This is a genomic window from Streptomyces sp. NPDC025793, from assembly GCF_055558375.1.
Genome location: NZ_JBVHMR010000016.1, coordinates 160,542 through 180,332 on the forward strand (window position 1 = coordinate 160,542; position 19,791 = coordinate 180,332).

Genomic DNA, 19,791 nt, shown 5'->3' on the forward strand with positions numbered 1-19,791 from the left:
AGCCCTCCCGCTGCCGTCGAACTGCGCGGCATCACCAAGCGTTTCCCCGGCGTCGTCGCCAACAAGGACATCGACATCACCGTCCGCACGGGCACCGTCCATGCCCTGTGCGGTGAGAACGGCGCCGGCAAGTCCACCCTGATGAAGATCCTCTACGGCATGCAGCAGCCGGACGAGGGGACCATCACGGTCAACGGCGAGCAGGTCGTCCTGCACAACCCCGGCGACGCCATCGCCCGCGGCATCGGCATGGTGCACCAGCACTTCATGCTCGCCGACAACCTCACCGTGCTGGAGAACGTCGCCCTCGGCGCGGAGAAGCTGTACGGCATCGGCGGCAGGGCCCGCGCCAAGATCAAGGAGATCTCCGACGCGTACGGCCTGAACGTCCGCCCGGACGTCCTCGTCGAGGAGCTCGGCGTCGCCGACCGCCAGCGCGTGGAGATCCTCAAGGTCCTCTACCGCGGCGCCAAGACCCTCATCCTCGACGAGCCCACCGCCGTCCTCGTGCCGCAGGAGGTCGACGCGCTCTTCGACAACCTGCGCGAGCTCAAGGCAGAGGGCCTCACCGTCATCTTCATCTCCCACAAGCTGGGCGAGGTGCTCTCCGTCGCCGACGAGATCACCGTCATCCGGCGCGGCACGACGGTCGGCACGGCCGAGCCGTCCAGGACCACCCCCAAGCAGCTCGCCGAGCTGATGGTCGGCAGCGAGCTGCCCACCCCGGAGACCACGGAGTCCACCGTCACGGACGTCCCGATGCTCACCGTCGACGGCCTGCACCTGGCGCAGACCGACCTCGACGGCATCGAGCGCATCGTCCTCGACCAGGTCTCCTTCACCATCCACAAGGGCGAGGTCCTCGGCATCGCCGGCGTGGAGGGCAACGGCCAGTCCGAGCTGGTCGAGGCGATCATGGGCATGCGCGACCCCGACGCCGGTGTGATCACCCTCGACGACGCCGACATCTCCCACGCCCCCACGCGCCGCCGCCGCGAGGCCGGCATCGGCTACATCCCCGAGGACCGCCACCGCCACGGCCTGCTCCTGGAAGCACCGCTCTGGGAGAACCGCATCCTCGGCCACGTCACCGAGAAGCCCAACTCCAAGGGCGGACTCATCGACATCAAGGCCGCCCGCGCCGACACCCAGCGGATCGTGGAGTCGTACGACGTCCGCACCCCCGGTATCGACGTCACCGCGGCCTCGCTGTCCGGCGGCAACCAGCAGAAGCTGATCGTCGGCCGCGAGATGAGCCACGACCCCAAGCTGCTCATCGCCGCCCACCCCACCCGCGGCGTGGACGTCGGCGCCCAGGCCGCCATCTGGGACTACATCCGCGAGGCCCGCCGCGAGGGCCTGGCCGTGCTGCTGATCTCCGCGGACCTGGATGAGCTGATCGGGCTCTCCGACACCCTGCGGGTGATGTACCGCGGCCGCCTGGTCGCCGACGCCGACCCCGCCACGATCACCCCCGAGGAGCTGGGCTCCGCCATGACGGGTGCGGCCTCCGGCCACCTGGAGCACACAGAGGACGACGAGCGATGAACAAGCTGACCTCACGGATCGACAAGGAGCGGCTGCTTCTCGGCATCGCCGCGCCGCTGCTGGCGGTCGTCGCCGCGCTCGTCGTCACCGCCCTGGTGATCCTCTCGACCGGCAAGAACCCCGGTCCCGCCTTCAACGACATGCTGACCTACGGCTTCGCCAGCGACAGCCAGGTCTACATCCTCAACAAGGCGACCACGTACTACCTCGCGGGCGTCTCGGTGGCCATCGGCTTCCGGATGAACCTGTTCAACATCGGTGTCGACGGCCAGTACCGGCTCGCCGCGTTCTTCGCCGCCGTCCTCGGCGGCGCGCTGACCGTGCCCGGCTGGCTGGCCATCCCGCTGATCCTGATCTGCGCCATGGCGACCGGCGCCCTGTGGGCGGCCATCGCCGGCATCCTCAAGGTGACCCGCGGCGTCAGCGAGGTCATCTCGACGATCATGCTGAACTCGATCGCCACCGCGATCATCGCCTACCTGCTCCAGCCCGGAAAGCTCGCCCAGCTCCAGCAGGGCAACACCGTCGTCGCCACCAAGCCGCTGCCGTCGGGCTCGCACTTCTTCAGCATCGACACCGGCCCGTCCGGCGAGCTGTGGGGCTTCATCTTCCTTGCCGCCGCTGTCGGCGTCGCGTACTGGTTCGTGCTCGGCCGCACCCGCTTCGGCTACGACCTGCGCACCGTCGGCCAGTCCGAGAGCGCGGCCGCCGCGAGCGGTGTGTCGGTGAAGAAGATGGTCGCCACCAGCATGATCATCTCGGGTGCGGTGGCCGGTCTGATCGGCATGCCGACCCTGCTCAACGACAGCTACCAGTTCAGCAGCGACTTCCCGACGGGCATCGGCTTCACCGGCATCGCCATCGCGCTGCTCGGCCGCAACAACCCGATCGGCATCGCGCTCGGCGCCCTGCTGTGGGGCTTCCTGGAGCGCACCACCAACCACCTGGAGTTCCAGGGCTACGACAAGGAGATCCTCGGCGTCATCCAGGGCGTCATCGTCCTGTGCGTCGTGATCGCCTACGAGGTCGTACGCCGCTACGGCCTCAAACGCCAGCAGCAGAAGGTCGGCGCGGAACTCGCCGCTCAGGCCGCCGCGACGAAGAAGCAGGAGGTGGCGTGATGACTGCCACGATGACCGACACGCCGCCGCCGGCGGCGCCCAAGGCGGCGGGCGCGCCGCAGCGCTCGGGCCGCTCCGTCGGCCAGATCCTCATGATCGTCGCGGGTGCGCTGCTCCTCCTCGCCGCGGTCCGGGTGATCACCGGCTCACAGGACCTCGACTCCGCCGGGCAGGTCAGCGCCGCCCTCGGCCTCGCCGTGCCGATCGGCCTCGCCGGTCTGGCCGGTCTGTGGTCCGAGCGGGCCGGTGTGGTCAACATCGGCCTCGAAGGCATGATGATCCTCGGCACCTTCGGCGCCGGCTGGATCGGCTGGCAGACCAACCCCTGGCTCGGCCTGCTGATGGGCATCGCCTTCGGCGTCCTCGGCGGCCTGCTGCACGCCGTCGCCACCGTCACCTTCGGCGTCGACCACATCGTCTCCGGTGTCGCGATCAACCTGCTCGCGCTCGGCGCCACCCAGTACCTCGCCAAGCTGTTCTTCGCCGGCGGCGCGGCGGCCAACGCGGGCGGCAACCCCAAGCAGTCCCCGCCGGTGGCCGCGCTGCCCGACGTCACCGTGCCCGGCCTCTCCGACGCCCTGCAGTCGGTCGAGAACCACCACTGGTTCCTGGTCTCCGACCTCGCCGGCATCCTCGGTGGCCTGGTCACCCACCTGTCCGTCGTCACCGTCCTGGCCGCGCTGCTGTTCGCCGGCACCTGGTGGCTGCTGTGGCGCACCCCGTTCGGCCTGCGGCTGCGCTCCTGCGGCGAGAACCCGACCGCCGCGGAGTCGCTGGGCGTCAACGTGTACTCCTACAAGTACGCGGCCGTGGCCGTCTCCGGCGGCCTCGCCGGCCTCGGCGGCGCCTTCCTCGCCCTGGTCACCTCGCACACCTACCTGGAGGGCCAGACCGGCGGCCGCGGCTACATCGGCCTCGCTGCGATGATCTTCGGCAACTGGCGTCCGGGCGGCCTGGCCATGGGCGCCGGACTGTTCGGCTACTCCGACGCGCTCCAGCTGCGCAACGGCGGTACGACCGTCCACGCGCTGCTGCTCCTGCTGGTGGTCCTGCTCGTGGCCCTGGCCGCCTGGAAGCTGTACCGCAAGGCGATGCTCCAGGGCGTGATCAGCCTCGCCGTGGCCGCGGTGATCCTGGTCTGGTACCTGCTCACCGACACGGTCCCGAGCGACTTCGTCGGCGCCACCCCGTACGTCGTCACGCTGCTGGTGCTGTCCCTGTCGGCACAGCGCCTGCGGATGCCGAAGGCGGACGGCATGCGCTACCGGAAGGGCCAGGGCAAGTGACGGGTGCAGCCGCAGTGTTCGACTGGGAGGCCCTGCGGGTGGTGGCGCGCGAGGCGATGTCCCGGGCGTACGCCCCCTACTCCGGCTACCCGGTCGGCGTGGCGGCCCGGGTCGACGACGGCCGCACGGTCACCGGCTGCAACGTGGAGAACGCCTCCTACGGGCTCAGCCTGTGCGCCGAGTGCGGTCTGGTCTCGGACCTCCAGCGCTCGGGCGGCGGCCGGCTGACGCACTTCACCTGCGTCGACGGCGAGGGCGCCCTGCTGGTCCCCTGCGGCCGCTGCCGCCAGTTGCTCCACGAGTTCGGCGGCCCGGACCTCCTCCTGGACACCCCGGAGGGTGTCCTGCCCCTCTTCGAGATGCTGCCCCAGGCCTTCGGCCCGGCCCATCTCACCAAGTAACTCCGGTGTACGGCCCCCCTGACCCGCATCCGCGCAGGGGGGCCGTACACGTCGTACATCTTCCGAAGGGAACGCCATGGCCATGGACGCCATCTCCGTCATCCGCACCAAGCGGGACCGCGGCGAGCTGACCGACGAGCAGATCGACTGGGTCATCGACGCGTACACGCGGGGCGAGGTCGCCGACGAGCAGATGTCCTCGCTGGCGATGGCGATCCTGCTCAACGGCATGAACCGGCGCGAGATCGCCCGCTGGACCGCGGCGATGATCGCGTCGGGCGAGCGCATGGACTTCTCGTCGCTGTCCCGCCCGACGGCGGACAAGCACTCCACGGGCGGCGTCGGCGACAAGATCACGCTCCCGCTGGCCCCGCTGGTCGCGGCCTGCGGCGCGGCGGTCCCGCAGCTCTCCGGCCGCGGCCTCGGCCACACCGGCGGCACCCTGGACAAGCTGGAGTCGATCCCCGGCTGGCGCGCGCTGCTCTCGAACGAGGAGATGCTGTCCGTGCTGGACGGCACGGGCGCGGTGATCTGCGCGGCGGGCGACGGCCTGGCCCCGGCGGACAAGAAGCTCTACGCACTGCGCGACGTCACCGGCACGGTCGAGGCGATCCCCCTGATCGCGTCCTCCATCATGTCGAAGAAGATCGCCGAGGGCACGGGCTCGCTGGTCCTGGACGTGAAGGTGGGCTCGGGCGCCTTCATGAAGACGCTCGCGGACGCCCGCGAACTGGCCTCGACGATGGTCGGCCTCGGCACCGACCACGGCGTGCGGACGGTCGCCCTCCTGACGGACATGTCGACCCCGCTGGGCCTCACGGCGGGCAACGCCCTGGAGGTCCGCGAGTCGGTCGAGGTCCTGGCGGGCGGCGGCCCGGCGGACGTCGTGGAACTGACGCTGGCCCTGGCCCGCGAGATGCTCGACGCGGCCGGCATCAAGGACGCCGACCCGGCGAAGGCCCTGGCCGACGGCTCGGCGATGGACGTCTGGCGCCGCATGATCGCGGCCCAGGGCGGCGAGCCGGACGCCACGCTGCCCACCTCGAAGGAGCAGCACGTCATCAAGGCCCCGGCCACGGGCGTGCTGACCCGTCTGGACGCGTACGACATCGGCGTCGCGGCCTGGCGCCTGGGCGCGGGGCGTGCGCGCAAGGAGGACCCGGTGCAGGCGGGCGCGGGCGTCGAGATGCACGCCAAGCCGGGCGACACGGTCAAGGAGGGCCAGCCCCTCCTGACCCTCCACACGGACACCCCCGAGCGCTTCGCCTACGCGCTGGAGGCCGTGGAGGGCTCGTACGACATCGCCCCGGCCGGCACGGACTTCACGGCGTCGCCGGTGGTGCTGGAGCGGATCGCCTGACCAGGTGGATTTCCCGTTCGGGTGAAGGGGATCGGTGGACCTGCGCCGGTCCCCTTCGGCGTGCGCGATGAGTTACGACCGCCCCGGCGGTCTACCGGTCGTGAATGCCGAGACACCTGCCGTGTTCGTGCTGCCCGGCGCCGTCAGCCGTGACCAGGTGCCGGGGTTGTGCGACGACGTGCGGGCGCTGCTGGCGGCGACCGGTGCACGGGTCGTCGTGTGTGATGTGGGCGGACTCGGGCCCTCGGGGCTGGGCGCCGTCGATCTGCTGGCACGGCTGGAGCTGACCGCCCGCCGGGCCGGCGGGCGGATACGCCTGCGGGATCCCGCCCCGTCGTTACTCTCCCTTCTCGACCTCGTCGGACTCCGCTTCCAGGTGGAGGGGCAGACCGAAGAGGGGGAACCAGCGCTGGGTGTCGAGGAAGCAGTGGAAACCGGTGATCCGGCCGTCTGAGATCTCCAGGATCTGCACCGCCCAGGGGCTGAACCCGCCCTTCTCCTCGTCCGGCTTGTAGTGCGCGAAGCCCGGCAGGCCGTTGGCCATGACCGGCCGCAGGCGGGAGCCCGCGCAGGAGGCGCCGAGGGTGGTCATGAAGCCGGTGATGTCCGCCGTGCCGCGCAGCCACAGGTCGAACGGCGGCATCGTCATGACGGCGTCCTCGTGGAGCAGCGCCGTGAGCGCCGCCATGTCGTAGCCCTCGAAGGCCTTGACGTACCGCTCCAGGAGTTTTTGCTGCTCCTCGTCCAGCGGATCGGACACCGCGCCCTCGGGGCCGGCGTCGGCACGCTCCGCGAGTGTGGCCCGGGCCCGCTGGAGCGCGCTGTTGACCGACGCGACCGAGGTGCCCAGCAGTTCGGCGACCTCGCTCGCCTTCCAGGCCAGCACCTCGCGCAGGATCAGCACCGCCCGCTGCTTGGGCGGCAGTTGCTGCAGCGCTGCCATGAACGCGAGCCGGATGGACTCCTTGGCGACGGCCGCCTCCGCCGGGTCCTGCACCTGGGGCAGCACCCGCGCGTCCGGCATCGGCTCCAGCCAGGTGTTCTCCGGGCGGGGGGAGAGCGCCGCCTGCGCCAGTGGGCTCGACTCCGTCAGATCCATCGGCCTCGCCCGCTTGTTGCCCGCCGTCAGCATGTCCAGGCACACGTTCGTCGCGATCCGGTACAGCCACGAGCGCAGGGAGGAGCGGCCCTCGAACTTCTCGTAGCTCCGCCAGGCCCGCACCAGGGTGTCCTGCACCGCGTCCTCGGCCTCGAAGGAGGAGCCGAGCATGCGGTAGCAGTATCCGGTCAGCTCGGTCCGGTGCTTCTCCAGTGCGACGTCCAGGTCCACCGTCGCCGTGCTGTCACCCATCGTCCACCCACCCCTGTGGCCGTTCCTGTTCGCGCACCCTTGCGCCCCAGCACTTCGGAAGCTACCGCAGCCCACTGACAATGGCCCCCCGAGTCCGAAAATGCCCAGCTCAGACCAGTTGCTTCACGGACATGAGCAGATGACGGTGCGCGGACCGCGGCCCGCCCGCGCCGAGCAGCACCCGCTGGCCCGCCCCCAGCATCTCCAGCCGCAGCTCACCGCTCTCGAAGGAGTTCAGTGCGTCGAGCAGGTACGACGGATTGAAGGCCACCGTCACCTCGTCCGCCCCGTTCAGGGCGACCGGAAGGCGCTGCGCCGCCACGTCGTCCCCGTATCCCGCCCGCACGAGCAGCGAGCCCTCGGCGGCCGAGAAGTCCAGCCGCACCGGGCTGCTCCCGTCCGCCACCACGGCCACCCGGCGCACCGCCTCCGCGAACGCCGCGCACTCCGCCTCGGCCACGGCCGCCCCCGCCACCTCGAACAGTGCCCTGTACCCCGGCAGCCGCCCCTCCAGCCGCCGCAGCACCGCGCGCGTGTCCCCGCCCTCGAAACCGACGGCCCCCGAGCTCTGCGCCGTGGCCACCTCCAGCAGGATCCGCAGCGCGCCGCACTTCCCCAGCGCCCGCGCCACCTCCAGCAGCCGCCGCGCGGGCAGCAGCACCTCCACGGCCTCTCCGTCCGGGCCGGTCGGCCGCCAGGGCAGCCCGCGCACCGCGTACCGGTACCGGTCGGACGCCGACAGTGTCATCTCCGCGCCGTCGAAGCGCAGTTGGACGCCGGTGAGCATCGGCAGCGTGTCGTCGCGGCCCGCCGCGACCGCCACCTGTCCGACGGCCGTCGCGAACGCGGCGGCGTCCACCTCGCCGTACGGCGCGGGCGCCGCCGGCGGCGCCGGGTACTCCTCGTACGGCAGTGTCGACAGCCCGAAGCGGGTGCCGCCCGCCTCCACCGTGAACCGGCTGCCCTCCAGCGCGCAGCTCACCGGGCCGTCGGGCAGCACCCGGCAGATGTCCAGCAGCCGCCGCCCGAGGACCAGCACCCGGCCCGGCACCGTCACCTCGGCGTCGGCCCCGGCCCGCGCCGCCGTCTCGAAGTCGGAGCCCGACACCGACAGCCGCCCCGGCTCCGCGCTCAGCACCAGCCCGCCCAGCACCGGCACCGTCGTCCGCGCGGGCAGCGCCCGCCCCGCCCAGGCGACCGCCTCGGCCAGCTCCCCGCGCGCGATCCGGAATTCCATGCGACAAACCCCCTGCTCAGTGGGCCGGTTGACCAAGGGCGGACGATATCCGCGCCTACTGACAACCGCCCCTGAGCAGGGGGTTCGGTGAAAGCGTCGTACGGGTCGTACGAGGGGACTCAGTGTGCGGCGACGGGCGCCGTCCGGGCCGCGACCCGGGCCGCCCGCGAGCCGGCGACGGTGATCGTGACGACACCGACGACCGCGAGGAGGCCCACGGCGACCGTGCCGCCCCAGCCGTCCGCGTGGAAGGCCGTCGCACCGACCGTGCTGCCGACGCTGGAGCCGATGTAGTACATCGACTGGTACAGGGCCGAGGCCTGCGCACGGCCCTGGGTGGCCGTCTTGCTGACCGCCGAGGACGCCACCGCGTGCCCCGCGAAGAAGCCCGCCGTGATCAGCACCAGACCCAGCAGCACCAGCGGCAGCGAGGGCGCGAGCGACAGCAGCAGACCGGCCGTCGTCGTACCGCCCGCCAGGTACAGCGCCCCCCGTCGGCCGAGGCGGCCCACCAGCCGGCCCGCCGTCGACGCGGACACCGTGCCCACCAGGTAGACCAGGAAGATCGAGCCGATGATGCCCTGCGGCAGCCCGAACGGCGCCTCCGTCAGGCGGTAGCCGATCACCGTGTACACGCCGCCGAACACCGTCATGAACAGCGCGCCGATCGCGTACAGCCGGCGCAGCAGCGGGTTGGCGAGGTGGCCGCGGACCGTGCCGAGCAGGATCCGGGGCCGCAGCGAGCCCGCCGTGAAGTGCTTCGGCGCCGGCAGCAGCAGCCGGAAGGCGACCGCGCAGCCGACCGCGATCACGCCGATCACCGCGACGGCGACCCGCCAGCCCCACGCCTGGGCCACCCAGCCGGTGATGATCCGGCCGCTCATCCCGCCGACGCTGTTGCCCGCGACGAACAGACCGATCGCCGTGACCAGCGCCTTCGGCCGGACCTCCTCGGCCAGATAGGCCTGCGCCGAGGCGGGCAGACCGGCCAGCGCCGCGCCCTGCACCGCCCGCAGCACCACCAGCACGCCGAGCGACGGCGCGAACGGCACCAGCAGGCCGACGGCGACCGCGACGGCCAGCGAGCCCGTCATCACCGCACGGCGGCCGAAGCGCTCCGACAGGGCGCTCATCGGCAGCACGAACAGCGCCAGTCCGCCGGTCGCGGCCGCCACCGTCCAGCTCGCGTCGCTCGCCGCGACCCCGAACTCGCCGGAGATCAGGGGCAGCAGGGCCTGCGTGGAGTACAGGAGCGCGAAGGTCGCGACACCGGCGAGGAAGAGGGCGAAGCTCATCCGGCGGTAGCCGGGGCCGCCGGGGGTCAGCCGGGTGTCGACGGCGGAGTCGCAGGTGTCGACGGAGGCGTCGGCGGCGGGGACGGGCGAGGTGGCGACCACGGTGGTGGACGCCCCGGTACTGGCGGGAGACATGCCTAGACCGTAGGGACGGCCCGCCTCATGCGTCCAATGCATGGAATCGCCATAATCGTTCCCATGGTGCATCAGCAGAGTTCACAGGCTCGCCTGTCATCGAACAGTGACACAGAAGACATGTCTGAGATGTCGAAGGTGCTCGCCCCCCGCCTCGCCTACTTCGCCGGCGTGGCCCGCACCGAGCACGTGACCCGGGCGGCGCACGAGATGAACGTCCCCCAGTCCACGCTCTCCCGCGCGATGGTCCGCCTGGAGCAGGACCTCGGCGTCGACCTCTTCGCCCGGCACGGCCGCACCGTCTCCCTCACCCCCGCCGGCCGCACCTTCCTGGCCTCGGTCGAACGCGCCCTCGCCGAGGTCGAGCGGGCCGCCGAGGAGGTCCGCGCCGACGCCGACCCGACCACCGGCAAGGTCGCCTTCGGCTTTCTGCACACCATGGGCGCCGAGACCGTACCGGGCCTCCTGCACGCCTTCCGCGCCGACCACCCGCGCATCCGCTTCAGCCTGGTCCAGAACTACGGCGAGGCCATGCTGGAGCGGCTGCGCGCGGGCGAGCTGGACCTGTGCCTGACCTCCCCGGTCCCCGACGCCCCCGACCTGGTCGCGCGACGCCTCGACGAGCAGAAACTCCGTCTGGTCGTCCCCGCCGACCATGCCCTGGCCGGCCGCAGGCGCATCCGCCTGGCGGAGGCCGCCGAGGAAACCTTCGTCACCCTGGAACCCGGCTACGGCCTGCGCCGCATCACCGACGCCCTGTGCCGCGAGGCGGGCTTCCGTCCCCGGGTCGCCTTCGAGGGCGAGGAGGCGGAGACCCTGCGGGGCCTGGTGGCGGCGGGCCTGGGGGTCGCGCTCCTGCCCCCGCCGACGGTCCCGAGGCCGGGCGTCGTGGAACTGACGGTCACGGCCCCGAGGGCGGCGCGGGAGATCGGCGTGGCCTGGCTCGCGGACCGCCCGGACACCCCGCCGGTGGCCGCCTTCAAGAAGTTCCTGCTGTCGCGAAGGGGCAACCTGCTGCCCTGACGGGTCTACCGTTTCAACGACCTGCCGAAGCCCGCCGCGAGCGGCATCCGCAACCCGATCGGCGGCGGCGCGGCCAACGCGTCCTCGACCGGCCGGGACAGGTGGTGTCCGTACAGCGCGCCGAGCATGAAATCGACGGCGAGCCACCCGACCTCGTCCCGGTGCCCGGTCAACCCGTGGCCGTCGGAGTGCACTTCGAACCGGCACACCTCCCGGTTCACCTTCTTCGCCCGCGCCGCGTACCGGAACGACAGCTCGGGATCGGTGCGTTGGTCGTTCGTGCCGTGCACGATCAGCACCCGCCGCCCCACGAGCTGCTTCACCGGTTCGGCGGGCGCGGCCACGTCGTCCTCGGGGAGCCAAGGAGCCAGCGCCACCACGGAGTTGACCGCCTCATGGCCGCCCGCCCGCAGCGCCGCGCGGCCGCCCATGTCGACCCCGACCAGGCAGACGGGAACGTCCCCGTAGCGCCGTACGACCTCGTCGACGGCCCACCGCGCGTCCGCCGCCAGGTGCGCCTCGCTGCCGTTCCAGCCCCGGTAGCGGTACCGCACGGTGTGCACGGCCAGCCCCTCGGCCCGCCCCGCGCGGACGAACCGGCGGCCCAGCGGGCGCAGCGCGAGCGTCGCCCGCACGGGGGACGGCCGGCGGGCGGACACCTCCTCCCCGCCGGGGAGCAGCAGCACCGCTCCGCTCACCGCCGTCGGCTCCGGGCCGACTGCCTTTCCCAGCCCGGCCGTTCGGACCGGCGTCGCTTGCTGTCCCATGACAGAACAGTGTCAGAAGGGGCGGTGTACCAAACCCGTACGTGCGGTCACTGTTGCGTATCGGCGGGAAAGCGCCGGAAAAGTGCGGTGAAAGAGCCGTCGCGTTCACCGGGTCCTCTACGCGCGTAGGCGTTAGAGTGCGGAAATGACGAGCCAGACTGCACCGATCGGGGTCGTTCCGACGCCGGACCAGATCCGCCGGGCGCCCAAGGTTCTGCTGCACGACCATCTCGACGGCGGCCTCCGCCCCGGCACCGTCGTCGCCCTCGCCCAGGAGACCGGGTACGCGGACCTCCCCGAGACCGACCCGGACAAGCTGGGCATCTGGTTCCGCGAGGCCGCCGACTCCGGCTCGCTGGAACGGTATCTGGAGACGTTCCGGCACACCGTCGGCGTGATGCAGACCCGGGACGCGCTGATCCGGGTCGCGCGGGAGTGTGCCGAGGACCTCGCCGCGGACGGGGTCGTCTACGCCGAGGTGCGCTACGCCCCCGAGCAGCACCTGGAGGGCGGGCTGACCCTCGAAGAGGTCGTCGAGGCGGTCAACGAGGGCTTCCGGCAGGGCGAACGGCTCGCCCGCGAGGACGGCCGCCGGATCCGGGTCGGCGCGCTGCTGACCGCCATGCGGCACGCGGCCCGCTCCCTGGAGATCGCCGAACTCGCCAACCGGTACCGGGACTCCGGCGTGGTCGGCTTCGACATCGCCGGCGCGGAGGCGGGCTATCCGCCCACCCGGCACCTGGACGCCTTCGAGTACCTCAAGCGCGAGAACAACCACTTCACCATCCACGCCGGCGAGGCCTTCGGGCTGCCGTCCATCTGGCAGGCGCTCCAGTGGTGCGGCGCCGACCGGCTCGGGCACGGGGTGCGGATCATCGACGACATCGAGGTCCGCGAGGACGGCTCGGTGCGGCTCGGCCGGCTGGCGTCGTACGTCCGGGACAAGCGGATCCCGCTGGAGCTGTGCCCCAGCTCCAACCTCCAGACCGGGGCCGCGCCGTCGTACGCCGAGCATCCGATCGGGTTGCTGCGGCGGCTGCACTTCCGGGCCACGGTGAACACGGACAACCGGCTGATGTCGCACACCGGCATGAGCCGGGAATTCGAGCATCTCGTCGAGGCATTCGGTTACACGCTCGACGATCTCCAGTGGTTCTCCGTCAATGCGATGAAATCTGCGTTCATTCCTTTCGATGAACGACTTGCGATGATCAATGACGTCGTCAAGCCCGGATATGCAGAACTGAAATCCGAATGGCTGTTCCAGCAGACGGCCTCCACCAGCGGCTCCGCTCACTCGGAGGGGTGAGCGCACCCGGTATTCGGCATGAAATGCGGACGCGCTTTCACATAGTGTCCGCATTTCGGTGTTTGCGGCGTGCGGTTCGGCGTGTTTACGGTCGAGGACCGCTGGGATCGACTCTGATCTCCCGTCTCCTCTCCCGTCTCCGCATTCAAGGATGCATTTACGATGAAGCAGTCTGCTGTCAAGACTCTCGGTGTCGCCGCCCTCGGTGCCGCCTTCGCCGCCGTCGGTGCGGGCGCGGCCAACGCAGCCCCGGCCCTCCCGGAATCCGGCCAGGCCCTGGGCTCCGTCACCCAGACGCTGCCGGGTGCCGCCAACGCGGCGCTGAGCCGGGGGCAGGGTGCCGTGGGCACCGCGGCCGCCGCCGCGCAGCCGGCCGCGCAGAACGCCCTCGCCAAGAGCCCGACCGCCCCGGCCGCCGGGCTGCTCGGCGGACTGCCGACGGCCCACACGGGCCTGCCCACGCACGGGCTCCCGGTGAACGGCCTCCCGGTCACCTGACCCGACCCGACCTGACCCGGCCGCCGGCCGGCACAACGCCGCTGGGGCGCCCCGGAGTTGTCCTCCGGGGCGCCCCAGCGGCGTTCGCACGTCTACCAGGCGGTGCGGGACTTCTCCTCGGAGGGCAGCAGGATCCACAGGGCTAGGTAGAGCAGGAACTGCGGGCCCGGGAGCAGGCAGGAGAGCAGGAAGATCACCCGCATCGTCGTCGCGGAGGTGCCGAAACGCCGGGCCAGTCCGGCGCACACGCCGGCGATCACGCGGCCGTGGGTGGGGCGGGCAAGGGCGGTCATCGCGGCTCCTCCGTGTCGTCGGCCCGCTGCCGGGCCGGTGGCCGGGGCCGCCCCGGTGGCGTCCCTCGACCTTCTTCCACGGTAGGGAGACGAAGGGGGCGAAGCATCGCTCTACGGGGCGATCCCGACCCTGGGAATCGTCGGGGTGCGACCCTGAGACAGCTCCTCCTGGAGCGTGACGGGCCGCCCGGCCCAGGAGCCGGCGCCCTCCCGCGCGGCACGCGCGTCCCCCGTCTCACGGCGGCGCAGCCAGGCGCGGCCCGCCGGCACGACGGCCAGGTGGGCGAGGACGACGCCCGCGGTGTTCAGCAGCAGCGCGTCGACGTCCGCGACCCGGCCGGGCACCCCGGTCTGCAGCAGCGCTATGCCGAGGGAGATCAGGGCGCCCGCCGCGGCCGTACGGATCAGGGAGGCGAGCGGGGAGACGGTCAGCCTGCCGTGCACCGCCGGCAGCAGCACGCCCAGCGGGGCGAGCAGGGCGAGACCCTCGCCGAGGCGCCGGGCCGCCTCCCGGTCACCGAGTGCCAGGTCGGCGCGGATGCCGGCCAGCGGATGCAGATTGGGCGGTGTCACCCAGGGCACGTCCAGCGGGCGCAGCGTCAGCCAGGCGACGAGAGCGAGGTGGGCGACGAGGAGGACGCCTCCTGTCACCCTGATGCGGAACGCGGCGCTGCCGCCGAAGGAGCCTTGACGCTGCACGACCCCCTAGACGCAGCCCCGGGCACGATCGGTTCCGCATCGGTTTCCCCGAGGTGTCATCCACAGTCCGGCCGCACCCCGGCGGCGCTAGTTCGCCGGCACCGCACTCGACGGCGGCTGCGCGTTTCCCGGGCGGTTGCGGACGTCGTCCGTGCAGGCGTAGCGGCGGGGGGTGTCGGGGACCGGGCCGGCCAGGATGACCGAGCCGTCGCCCTCCGTCGCCGCCGAGTCGGACAGGGTGCAGACGACCTGCGCCAGGGCGTACGACGTCAGGTGCGCCGGAGGCGTGCTCAGGCGGAGCATGTCCTCGGGGGCCTTCGGACCGGGACCCGACACGCTCAGGCCGCCCGGGACGTACGTCGTGTAGCCCGCGGAGCGTTCGGCGGCGGACGGCGATGCCGCCAGCTGGTCCAGCAGCCCCTGGGCCACGATCACCCGGCGCCGGGCGTCCGGGGTGCCCTCGGCGACGCCGACCGTCCGGTCGACCGTCACCAGGGACGCCCCGCAGAGCAGGAAGACCTGCACGGGCACGCCCCGCGAGGACTGCGCGGACCGGTCCGGCCCGGCCAGCGAGCACGGCACCCGGGACGGCGCCGCCCCGAAGTCGGTCGGCACCTCCGTGGCCCGGATGCCGCAGCCGGAGAGCGCCAGGCCCATGAGGGGCAGCGCCAGCAGGCGGCGTGCGGCCCGGCTTCGTGCCGTCGCGCGTCGTACGGTCATGACCCCTCCTTCCCTGAACTGTCCGTGCCGCTCGTGCTGTCCGTGTCGGTCCCGCCGCCCTTGCCGTCGCCCTCGTCCGGCTCCTCGGTCAGCCGTGAGACGTCCCGTGGCAGCCGCAGGGTGAACACCGCCCCGCCGTCGGGCGAGTTGGCGGCGGTGATCCCGCCGCCGTGGATGTGGGCGTTCTCCATGGCGATGGACAGACCCAGTCCGCTGCCCTCGGACCGCGGCCGGGAGGCGCTCGCCTTGTAGAAGCGGTCGAAGACGTGGGGCAGGACGTCCTCCGGGATGCCCGGCCCGTGGTCGCGCACCGCGATGACCACCTCCTCGTCCGCCGCCCGCACCGACACCCGTACCGGCGACCCGCCGTGCTTGAGCGCGTTGCCGATCAGGTTGGCGAGGATGACGTCCAGCCGACGCGGGTCCAGCAGGGCGTGGATGCCGCGCTCCGCGTCCAGTTCGACGGCGTCCAGCCAGGCGCGGGCGTCGATGCAGGCGGTGATCTGGTCGGCGACGTCGACGTCGTCCAGGACCAGCCGGGCGGTGCCCGCGTCGAAGCGGGTGACCTCCATCAGGTTCTCGACCAGGTCGTTCAGGCGCCGCGTCTCGCTGACCACCAGCCGCACCGCCGGCTCGATCATCGGGTCGATGCTGCCCGACTCCGCCTCCAGCTCCTCCTCCAGCACCTCCGTGACGGCGGTGATGGCGGTCAGCGGCGTACGCAGCTCATGGCTCATGTCGGCGACGAACCGGCGCGAGGCCTCGTCCCGGGCGGCCATCTCCGCGACGCGGTGCTCCAGCGCCTCGGCCGCGTTGTTGAACGTCCGGGACAGATCGGCGAGTTCGTCGGTGCCGGAGACCCGCAGCCGGGTGTCCAGCCTGCCCTCGCCCAGGCGCCGCGCGGCGACCCCGAGCCGGTGCACCGGCTTCAGCACGGTCGTCGCGGCGGCCTGCGCGAGCAGCGCGGCGCCGATCAGGGCGAGACCCGTGGCGATGCCGAGCGACCAGGCCAGCGAGTTGAGGTCCTTGGCCTCCGGCTCCAGGGACTTCGCCATGTAGCCGGTCGGACCGCCGCCGATCACCCTCGTACCGGCCACCAGGAACGGCGTGCCGTGCGCCACGACCCGCTGCCAGTACAGGTGGTACGGCTCCTTGTTGGCGCCCGACACCTTCTGCTGCCTGTCCACCGCCGCGCGCAGCGACTTCGGCACGTCCTCCAGCGAGAAGCCGTTGATCCCGCCCGAGTTGCCGTACACCGTCCTGCCGCTCGCGTCCTGGCCGACCAGCAGCACGCCGAAGCCCTGGCTGCTGGTCGCCATCTGCCCGGCGGTGCGCTGGAGTTGGTCCTGCGAGGGGTGTGCCGGCAGCGCGCCCGCGCGGTTCTGCATCTCCTGGCGGAAGTCGCGCAGCACCGCGTCCTGGGCGCGGGTGAGCACCGCCTCGCGGTTCAGCCAGTACGCGATGCCGGATGCCGAGACGGCGGCCGTCAGGGCCACCAGCGCGAAGACGACGACCAACCGCAGCCGCAGACTGGTGAACCGGAGCCGCGCCAGAGTCCTCGCACGCCCCGCTGTCCAGCCGCGCAGCCCCCCTTGCCTGTCCGTCACTGAGGGGTGTCCAGGCGGTAGCCGACACCACGGACGGTACGGATCAGCGTCGGCGACGAGGGAACGTCCTCGACCTTGGCGCGCAGCCGCTGCACGCAGGCGTCCACCAGGCGCGAGTCGCCGAGGTAGTCGTGCTCCCACACCAGCCGCAGCAACTGCTGGCGGGACAGCGCCTGACCGGGCCGCCGGCTCAGCTCCAGCAGCAGCCGCAGCTCGGTCGGGGTCAGCTGGAGGTCCTCGCCGTTCTTCGTCACGGTCATCGCCGAGCGGTCGATGACCAGGTTGCCGAACGTCGCCGAGTCGCTGGACTCGCGCTCCCCGCGCCGCAGCACGGCCCGGATGCGGGCGTCCAGCACCCGGCCCTGCACGGGCTTGACGACATAGTCGTCGGCGCCGGACTCCAGCCCGACCACCACGTCGATGTCGTCACTGCGCGCGGTCAGCAGGATGATCGGCAACTGGTCGGTGCGCCGGATCCGACGGCACACCTCGAAGCCGTCGATCCCGGGCAGCATCACATCCAGCACGATCAGGTCGGGCCGCTGCTCGCGCAGCAGCTTCAGACCGTCCTCACCGCTGGCAGCGGTCGCCACCCGGTGGCCCTGGCGCGTCAGCGAGAGCTCCAGGGCCGTGCGGATGGCGTCGTCGTCCTCGATCAGCAACAGGGAAGCCACGGGGTCATTCTGGCCCATGGACCCGCCGTCCTCCCACCTGCCCGCACCAGCCCTTCCCTACCGCCACGACATGTGCACTTCCTGTGACATCCCTGAGCAGGACCCCTGTGACAGGTCTGTGACAGTCGGCGGACACGGCCATGAAGTGCCCCCGGCAGAGTTTTCGTCACGGGCCGGACGGCCGACCGGATCAGTCGGAAGCCGGCCCGGCAAGACCGAACCACCGGACGTCCACGACGGGGAGCGCGAGATGAACACGCTGCACAGCATGAGCACCAGCGCAGTGGTCACGCGTCTGCACGACGTGCACACGCACCGGTCCGGTTCCGAGAAGTCCGGTGCCGTGAGCGGGCGGGGGTGCGCTCGCGGCACCGGGCGTCAGCACCCGGCGTACATGTCGGTGGTCGACACGCACCCGGGGGAGGGCCACGGGGAGGCCTCGGGGGAGCGGCGTCGCTCGCTGACGGAGGCGGAGTTCACGGCCTACGTCCAGGAGCGCCGCGCCTCCCTGTACGCCACCGCCTACCACCTGACCGGCGACCGCTTCGAGGCCGAGGACCTGCTCCAGAGCGCGCTGTTCTCGACGTACCGGGCCTGGGACCGGATCAGCGACAAGGCGGCCGTCGGCGGCTACCTGCGCCGCACCATGACCAACCTGCACATCAGCGCCTGGCGGCGCCGCAAGCTCAACGAGTACCCGACCGAGGAACTGCCGGAGACGCCCTCCGGCACGGACGCGATGCGCGGCACCGAGCTGCGCGCGGTCCTGTGGCAGGCGCTGGCCCGGCTGCCCGAACTCCAGCGCACCATGCTGGTCCTGCGCTATTACGAGGGCCGCACGGACCCGGAGATCGCGGACATCCTCAACATCAGTGTCGGCACGGTGAAGTCCAGCATCTGGCGCTCGCTGCGCCGGCTGCGCGAGGACGAGGTCCTCAGCTTCGGCCGTGACGAGGAGAACGCCTTCGGCGAACTGGTCGCCTGAAGGCCGGGGTCACCGGGGGGTGGCCCGAGGGGGACACGGGGGGAACAACGGGGGCCGCCGTGGGCACCACTGGGGGGTGGGCCCACGGGGGAAACAGGGAGGGGGAACGGGGGAAACACGGGGGAGCACGAGAAGCGGGACTGGAGGGCCGGGGGGCCTGTCCAGTCCCGCTTTTTCGCTGTATGCCGGCTTCTGTACGCCGGTCAGGCCGCCGTCTGCTGCCGGACCTGGCGCCCCGCCGCGGCATCGGTCAGCCGCCCCAGCGCCTCGTCACGGTCGCAGGCATGCGCGCCCAGGGACACCTGGCGGGCGACGATCGACCGCTCCGCGCGCATCAGCCGCCAGCCCCGGCGCAGCAGGAACGGCACCGACTTGCGGCCCTCCCGCAGATCCCGCAGGAAGCGCCGGCGGAAGGTGGTGAACGGGCCGCGGCTCAGGCACAGCGCGTCCGCGAGCACCCCCAGTTCCCGGCAGCGTTCGACGATCTCCGCCGCGAAGATGCCCTCGGCGATGAACAGCGGGGTACGGCCGATGTGCAGCGTGTTCTCGCCGGTACGCGCGCTCAGCGCGAGGTCGTACACCGGCACCGGTGTCGAGCTCGTGGCGCACAACCGGGTGATGGCCTCGACAGCGACGTCCGCGTCCCAGGACTCCGGGTGGTCCCAGTCGATGTCCGAACTCCCCTGCACCAGGGGCAGAGTCGGGTCGTCACCCTCCTTGTAGAAGTCGTCCAGGCGCAGCACGGGGAGCCCGGAACGGGCGGCGACGAGTGACTTGCCCGAACCCGAGGGGCCGCACAGCAGCACGACGCGGGCGGGGGCCGGAGGATGAATGCTCACGGAACACCAGTTTGACGCATGGCGGGCCGCCTGCCGACCCCGCGGGTCGGCTTTTGAGCGTGACTCCCGCCTCAACTACCCTGCGTGTCGACACGATTACCCTGCGCGCCGGAAGGTGGCACCAGCGATGGCCCGACAGAACTCCCCCCGACCCCCCGTCGCACCGCGCGCCCTGATCGCCCTCGCGGCCGCAGGGGCGGCCCTGGGCGCCGGCGCCGCCACGGCGCACGCGGAGTCGGCCGCGCCACTCGTGAAGGTGCCGTCGCGCCCGACCTCGCTCGGCGACGTCGACCCCCAGGCGGGCCTGGCGGTCCTCGCGGCCACGGTCCCCTACGTCACGGGCCCGGTGGCCGGCCTCAAACCCAACCCCCTGGCGGGCACGGGCGTCGACCCCCTGGACAACGGCGCGGGCACGCAGATCGCCGACTTCAAGCCGGTGGGCACCAAGACCCTGACGGGCCCGGTCGCCGAGGCCGAGTCCATCGGCGGGTGGCCGGGGGCCGGCCTGGTCCTCCAGACGCCGGTGAACTCGTAAGGGCGCTTTGGGCGCGGCGGGGCGTGAGATCGGATGCGGAAGATCGCCCACTGGAAATTCCTTATGGGAGCCGTCGGCAACCAGTCCGGCCATATCCGTCAGATCGGC

General features: G+C 72.1%; 21 protein-coding genes. 11 read left to right on the forward strand and 10 right to left on the reverse strand.

The genetic code is table 11. The features are described from left to right. Positions 1–21: 21 nt before the first annotated feature. The 6 genes from ACZ4MF_RS28195 (at position 22) to ACZ4MF_RS28220 (ending at position 6,170) form a co-directional block, all read left to right on the forward strand. Positions 22–1,548 (forward strand): ABC transporter ATP-binding protein, encoded by a 1,527-nt coding sequence (locus tag ACZ4MF_RS28195; RefSeq protein WP_467494736.1) that lies wholly within the window; start codon positions 22–24, stop codon positions 1,546–1,548. After that, positions 1,545–2,669: an ABC transporter permease gene (locus tag ACZ4MF_RS28200; protein ID WP_467494681.1), complete on the forward strand. Its 1,125-nt coding sequence runs from the start codon at positions 1,545–1,547 to the stop codon at positions 2,667–2,669. Before ACZ4MF_RS28195 ends, ACZ4MF_RS28200 begins: the two co-directional genes overlap by 4 nt. Further along, positions 2,669–3,955, forward strand: coding sequence for an ABC transporter permease (locus ACZ4MF_RS28205; RefSeq protein ID WP_467494682.1), 1,287 nt, complete (start codon positions 2,669–2,671; stop codon positions 3,953–3,955). Before ACZ4MF_RS28200 ends, ACZ4MF_RS28205 begins: the two co-directional genes overlap by 1 nt. After that, entirely contained in the window at positions 3,952–4,356 is a 405-nt protein-coding gene (locus ACZ4MF_RS28210) for a cytidine deaminase (protein ID WP_467494683.1), read from the forward strand. Before ACZ4MF_RS28205 ends, ACZ4MF_RS28210 begins: the two co-directional genes overlap by 4 nt. Before the next feature lie 82 nt (positions 4,357–4,438). Beyond that, on the forward strand, positions 4,439–5,716 hold the full coding sequence (locus ACZ4MF_RS28215; RefSeq protein WP_467494684.1) for a thymidine phosphorylase: 1,278 nt from the start codon (positions 4,439–4,441) through the stop codon (positions 5,714–5,716). A 67-nt stretch (positions 5,717–5,783) separates the two neighbouring features. Next, complete coding sequence (locus ACZ4MF_RS28220) at positions 5,784–6,170, forward strand: STAS domain-containing protein (RefSeq protein ID WP_467494737.1); 387 nt, start codon at positions 5,784–5,786, stop codon at positions 6,168–6,170. Here the strand turns inward: ACZ4MF_RS28220 and ACZ4MF_RS28225 are convergent. The 3 genes from ACZ4MF_RS28225 to ACZ4MF_RS28235 all read right to left on the reverse strand — a co-directional run bounded on the left by ACZ4MF_RS28225 (position 6,054) and on the right by ACZ4MF_RS28235 (position 9,734). Then, positions 6,054–7,067, reverse strand: coding sequence for a sigma-70 family RNA polymerase sigma factor (locus ACZ4MF_RS28225; protein ID WP_467494685.1), 1,014 nt, complete (start codon positions 7,065–7,067; stop codon positions 6,054–6,056). The two genes, ACZ4MF_RS28220 and ACZ4MF_RS28225, sit on opposite strands and share 117 nt — an antisense overlap. A 109-nt stretch (positions 7,068–7,176) precedes the next feature. Further along, the gene (gene dnaN / locus ACZ4MF_RS28230; RefSeq protein ID WP_467494686.1) at positions 7,177–8,304 is read right to left on the reverse strand and encodes a DNA polymerase III subunit beta; all 1,128 of its coding nucleotides are present in this window, start codon (positions 8,302–8,304) and stop codon (positions 7,177–7,179) included. A gap of 119 nt (positions 8,305–8,423) precedes the next feature. Then, positions 8,424–9,734, reverse strand: a complete 1,311-nt coding sequence (locus tag ACZ4MF_RS28235; RefSeq protein ID WP_467494687.1) for an MFS transporter — start codon at positions 9,732–9,734, stop codon at positions 8,424–8,426. A 63-nt stretch (positions 9,735–9,797) separates the two neighbouring features. On the opposite strand from ACZ4MF_RS28235, the gene ACZ4MF_RS28240 reads away from it, so the two are divergent. Continuing rightward, positions 9,798–10,757, forward strand: coding sequence for a LysR family transcriptional regulator (locus ACZ4MF_RS28240; RefSeq protein ID WP_467494688.1), 960 nt, complete (start codon positions 9,798–9,800; stop codon positions 10,755–10,757). 5 nt (positions 10,758–10,762) lie between these two features. Here the strand turns inward: ACZ4MF_RS28240 and ACZ4MF_RS28245 are convergent, their stop codons facing one another. Beyond that, a complete protein-coding gene (locus ACZ4MF_RS28245) occupies positions 10,763–11,524 on the reverse strand; it encodes an alpha/beta hydrolase (protein ID WP_467494689.1) in 762 nt (253 codons plus the stop codon). Between the two features lie 145 nt (positions 11,525–11,669). On the opposite strand from ACZ4MF_RS28245, the gene ACZ4MF_RS28250 reads away from it, so the two are divergent. After that, the gene (locus tag ACZ4MF_RS28250; protein WP_467494690.1) at positions 11,670–12,833 is read left to right on the forward strand and encodes an adenosine deaminase; all 1,164 of its coding nucleotides are present in this window, start codon (positions 11,670–11,672) and stop codon (positions 12,831–12,833) included. Positions 12,834–12,995: 162 nt separating this feature from the next. After that, positions 12,996–13,331: an ATP-binding protein gene (locus ACZ4MF_RS28255; protein WP_467494691.1), complete on the forward strand. Its 336-nt coding sequence runs from the start codon at positions 12,996–12,998 to the stop codon at positions 13,329–13,331. A gap of 92 nt (positions 13,332–13,423) precedes the next feature. Here the strand turns inward: ACZ4MF_RS28255 and ACZ4MF_RS28260 are convergent, their stop codons facing one another. The 5 genes from ACZ4MF_RS28260 to afsQ1 form a co-directional block, all read right to left on the reverse strand. Continuing rightward, a complete protein-coding gene (locus tag ACZ4MF_RS28260; protein WP_467494692.1) occupies positions 13,424–13,624 on the reverse strand; it encodes a PspC domain-containing protein in 201 nt (66 codons plus the stop codon). A gap of 111 nt (positions 13,625–13,735) precedes the next feature. After that, entirely contained in the window at positions 13,736–14,323 is a 588-nt protein-coding gene (locus ACZ4MF_RS28265; protein WP_467494693.1) for a VanZ family protein, read from the reverse strand. An 87-nt stretch (positions 14,324–14,410) separates the two neighbouring features. Then, positions 14,411–15,043, reverse strand: a complete 633-nt coding sequence (locus tag ACZ4MF_RS28270) for a hypothetical protein (protein ID WP_467494694.1) — start codon at positions 15,041–15,043, stop codon at positions 14,411–14,413. Then, the gene (locus ACZ4MF_RS28275) at positions 15,040–16,650 is read right to left on the reverse strand and encodes an ATP-binding protein (protein ID WP_467494695.1); all 1,611 of its coding nucleotides are present in this window, start codon (positions 16,648–16,650) and stop codon (positions 15,040–15,042) included. Before ACZ4MF_RS28275 ends, ACZ4MF_RS28270 begins: the two co-directional genes overlap by 4 nt. Then, positions 16,647–17,324 carry a two-component system response regulator AfsQ1 gene (gene afsQ1 / locus ACZ4MF_RS28280; RefSeq protein WP_356030262.1) on the reverse strand — a complete coding sequence of 226 codons (678 nt, stop codon included), beginning with the start codon at positions 17,322–17,324 and terminating at the stop codon, positions 16,647–16,649. The genes ACZ4MF_RS28275 and afsQ1 overlap by 4 nt, the downstream gene beginning before the upstream one ends. A 250-nt stretch (positions 17,325–17,574) precedes the next feature. Here afsQ1 and ACZ4MF_RS28285 point away from each other — a divergent pair, with 250 nt between their 5' ends. Continuing rightward, on the forward strand, positions 17,575–18,309 hold the full coding sequence (locus ACZ4MF_RS28285; RefSeq protein ID WP_467494696.1) for a SigE family RNA polymerase sigma factor: 735 nt from the start codon (positions 17,575–17,577) through the stop codon (positions 18,307–18,309). A gap of 203 nt (positions 18,310–18,512) precedes the next feature. On the opposite strand, the gene ACZ4MF_RS28290 is transcribed toward ACZ4MF_RS28285, so the two are convergent. After that, the gene (locus tag ACZ4MF_RS28290) at positions 18,513–19,148 is read right to left on the reverse strand and encodes a uridine kinase family protein (protein ID WP_467494697.1); all 636 of its coding nucleotides are present in this window, start codon (positions 19,146–19,148) and stop codon (positions 18,513–18,515) included. A gap of 127 nt (positions 19,149–19,275) precedes the next feature. Here ACZ4MF_RS28290 and ACZ4MF_RS28295 point away from each other — a divergent pair, with 127 nt between their 5' ends. Beyond that, positions 19,276–19,683: a hypothetical protein gene (locus tag ACZ4MF_RS28295; RefSeq protein ID WP_467494698.1), complete on the forward strand. Its 408-nt coding sequence runs from the start codon at positions 19,276–19,278 to the stop codon at positions 19,681–19,683. The last annotated feature ends 108 nt before the right edge of the window (positions 19,684–19,791 follow it).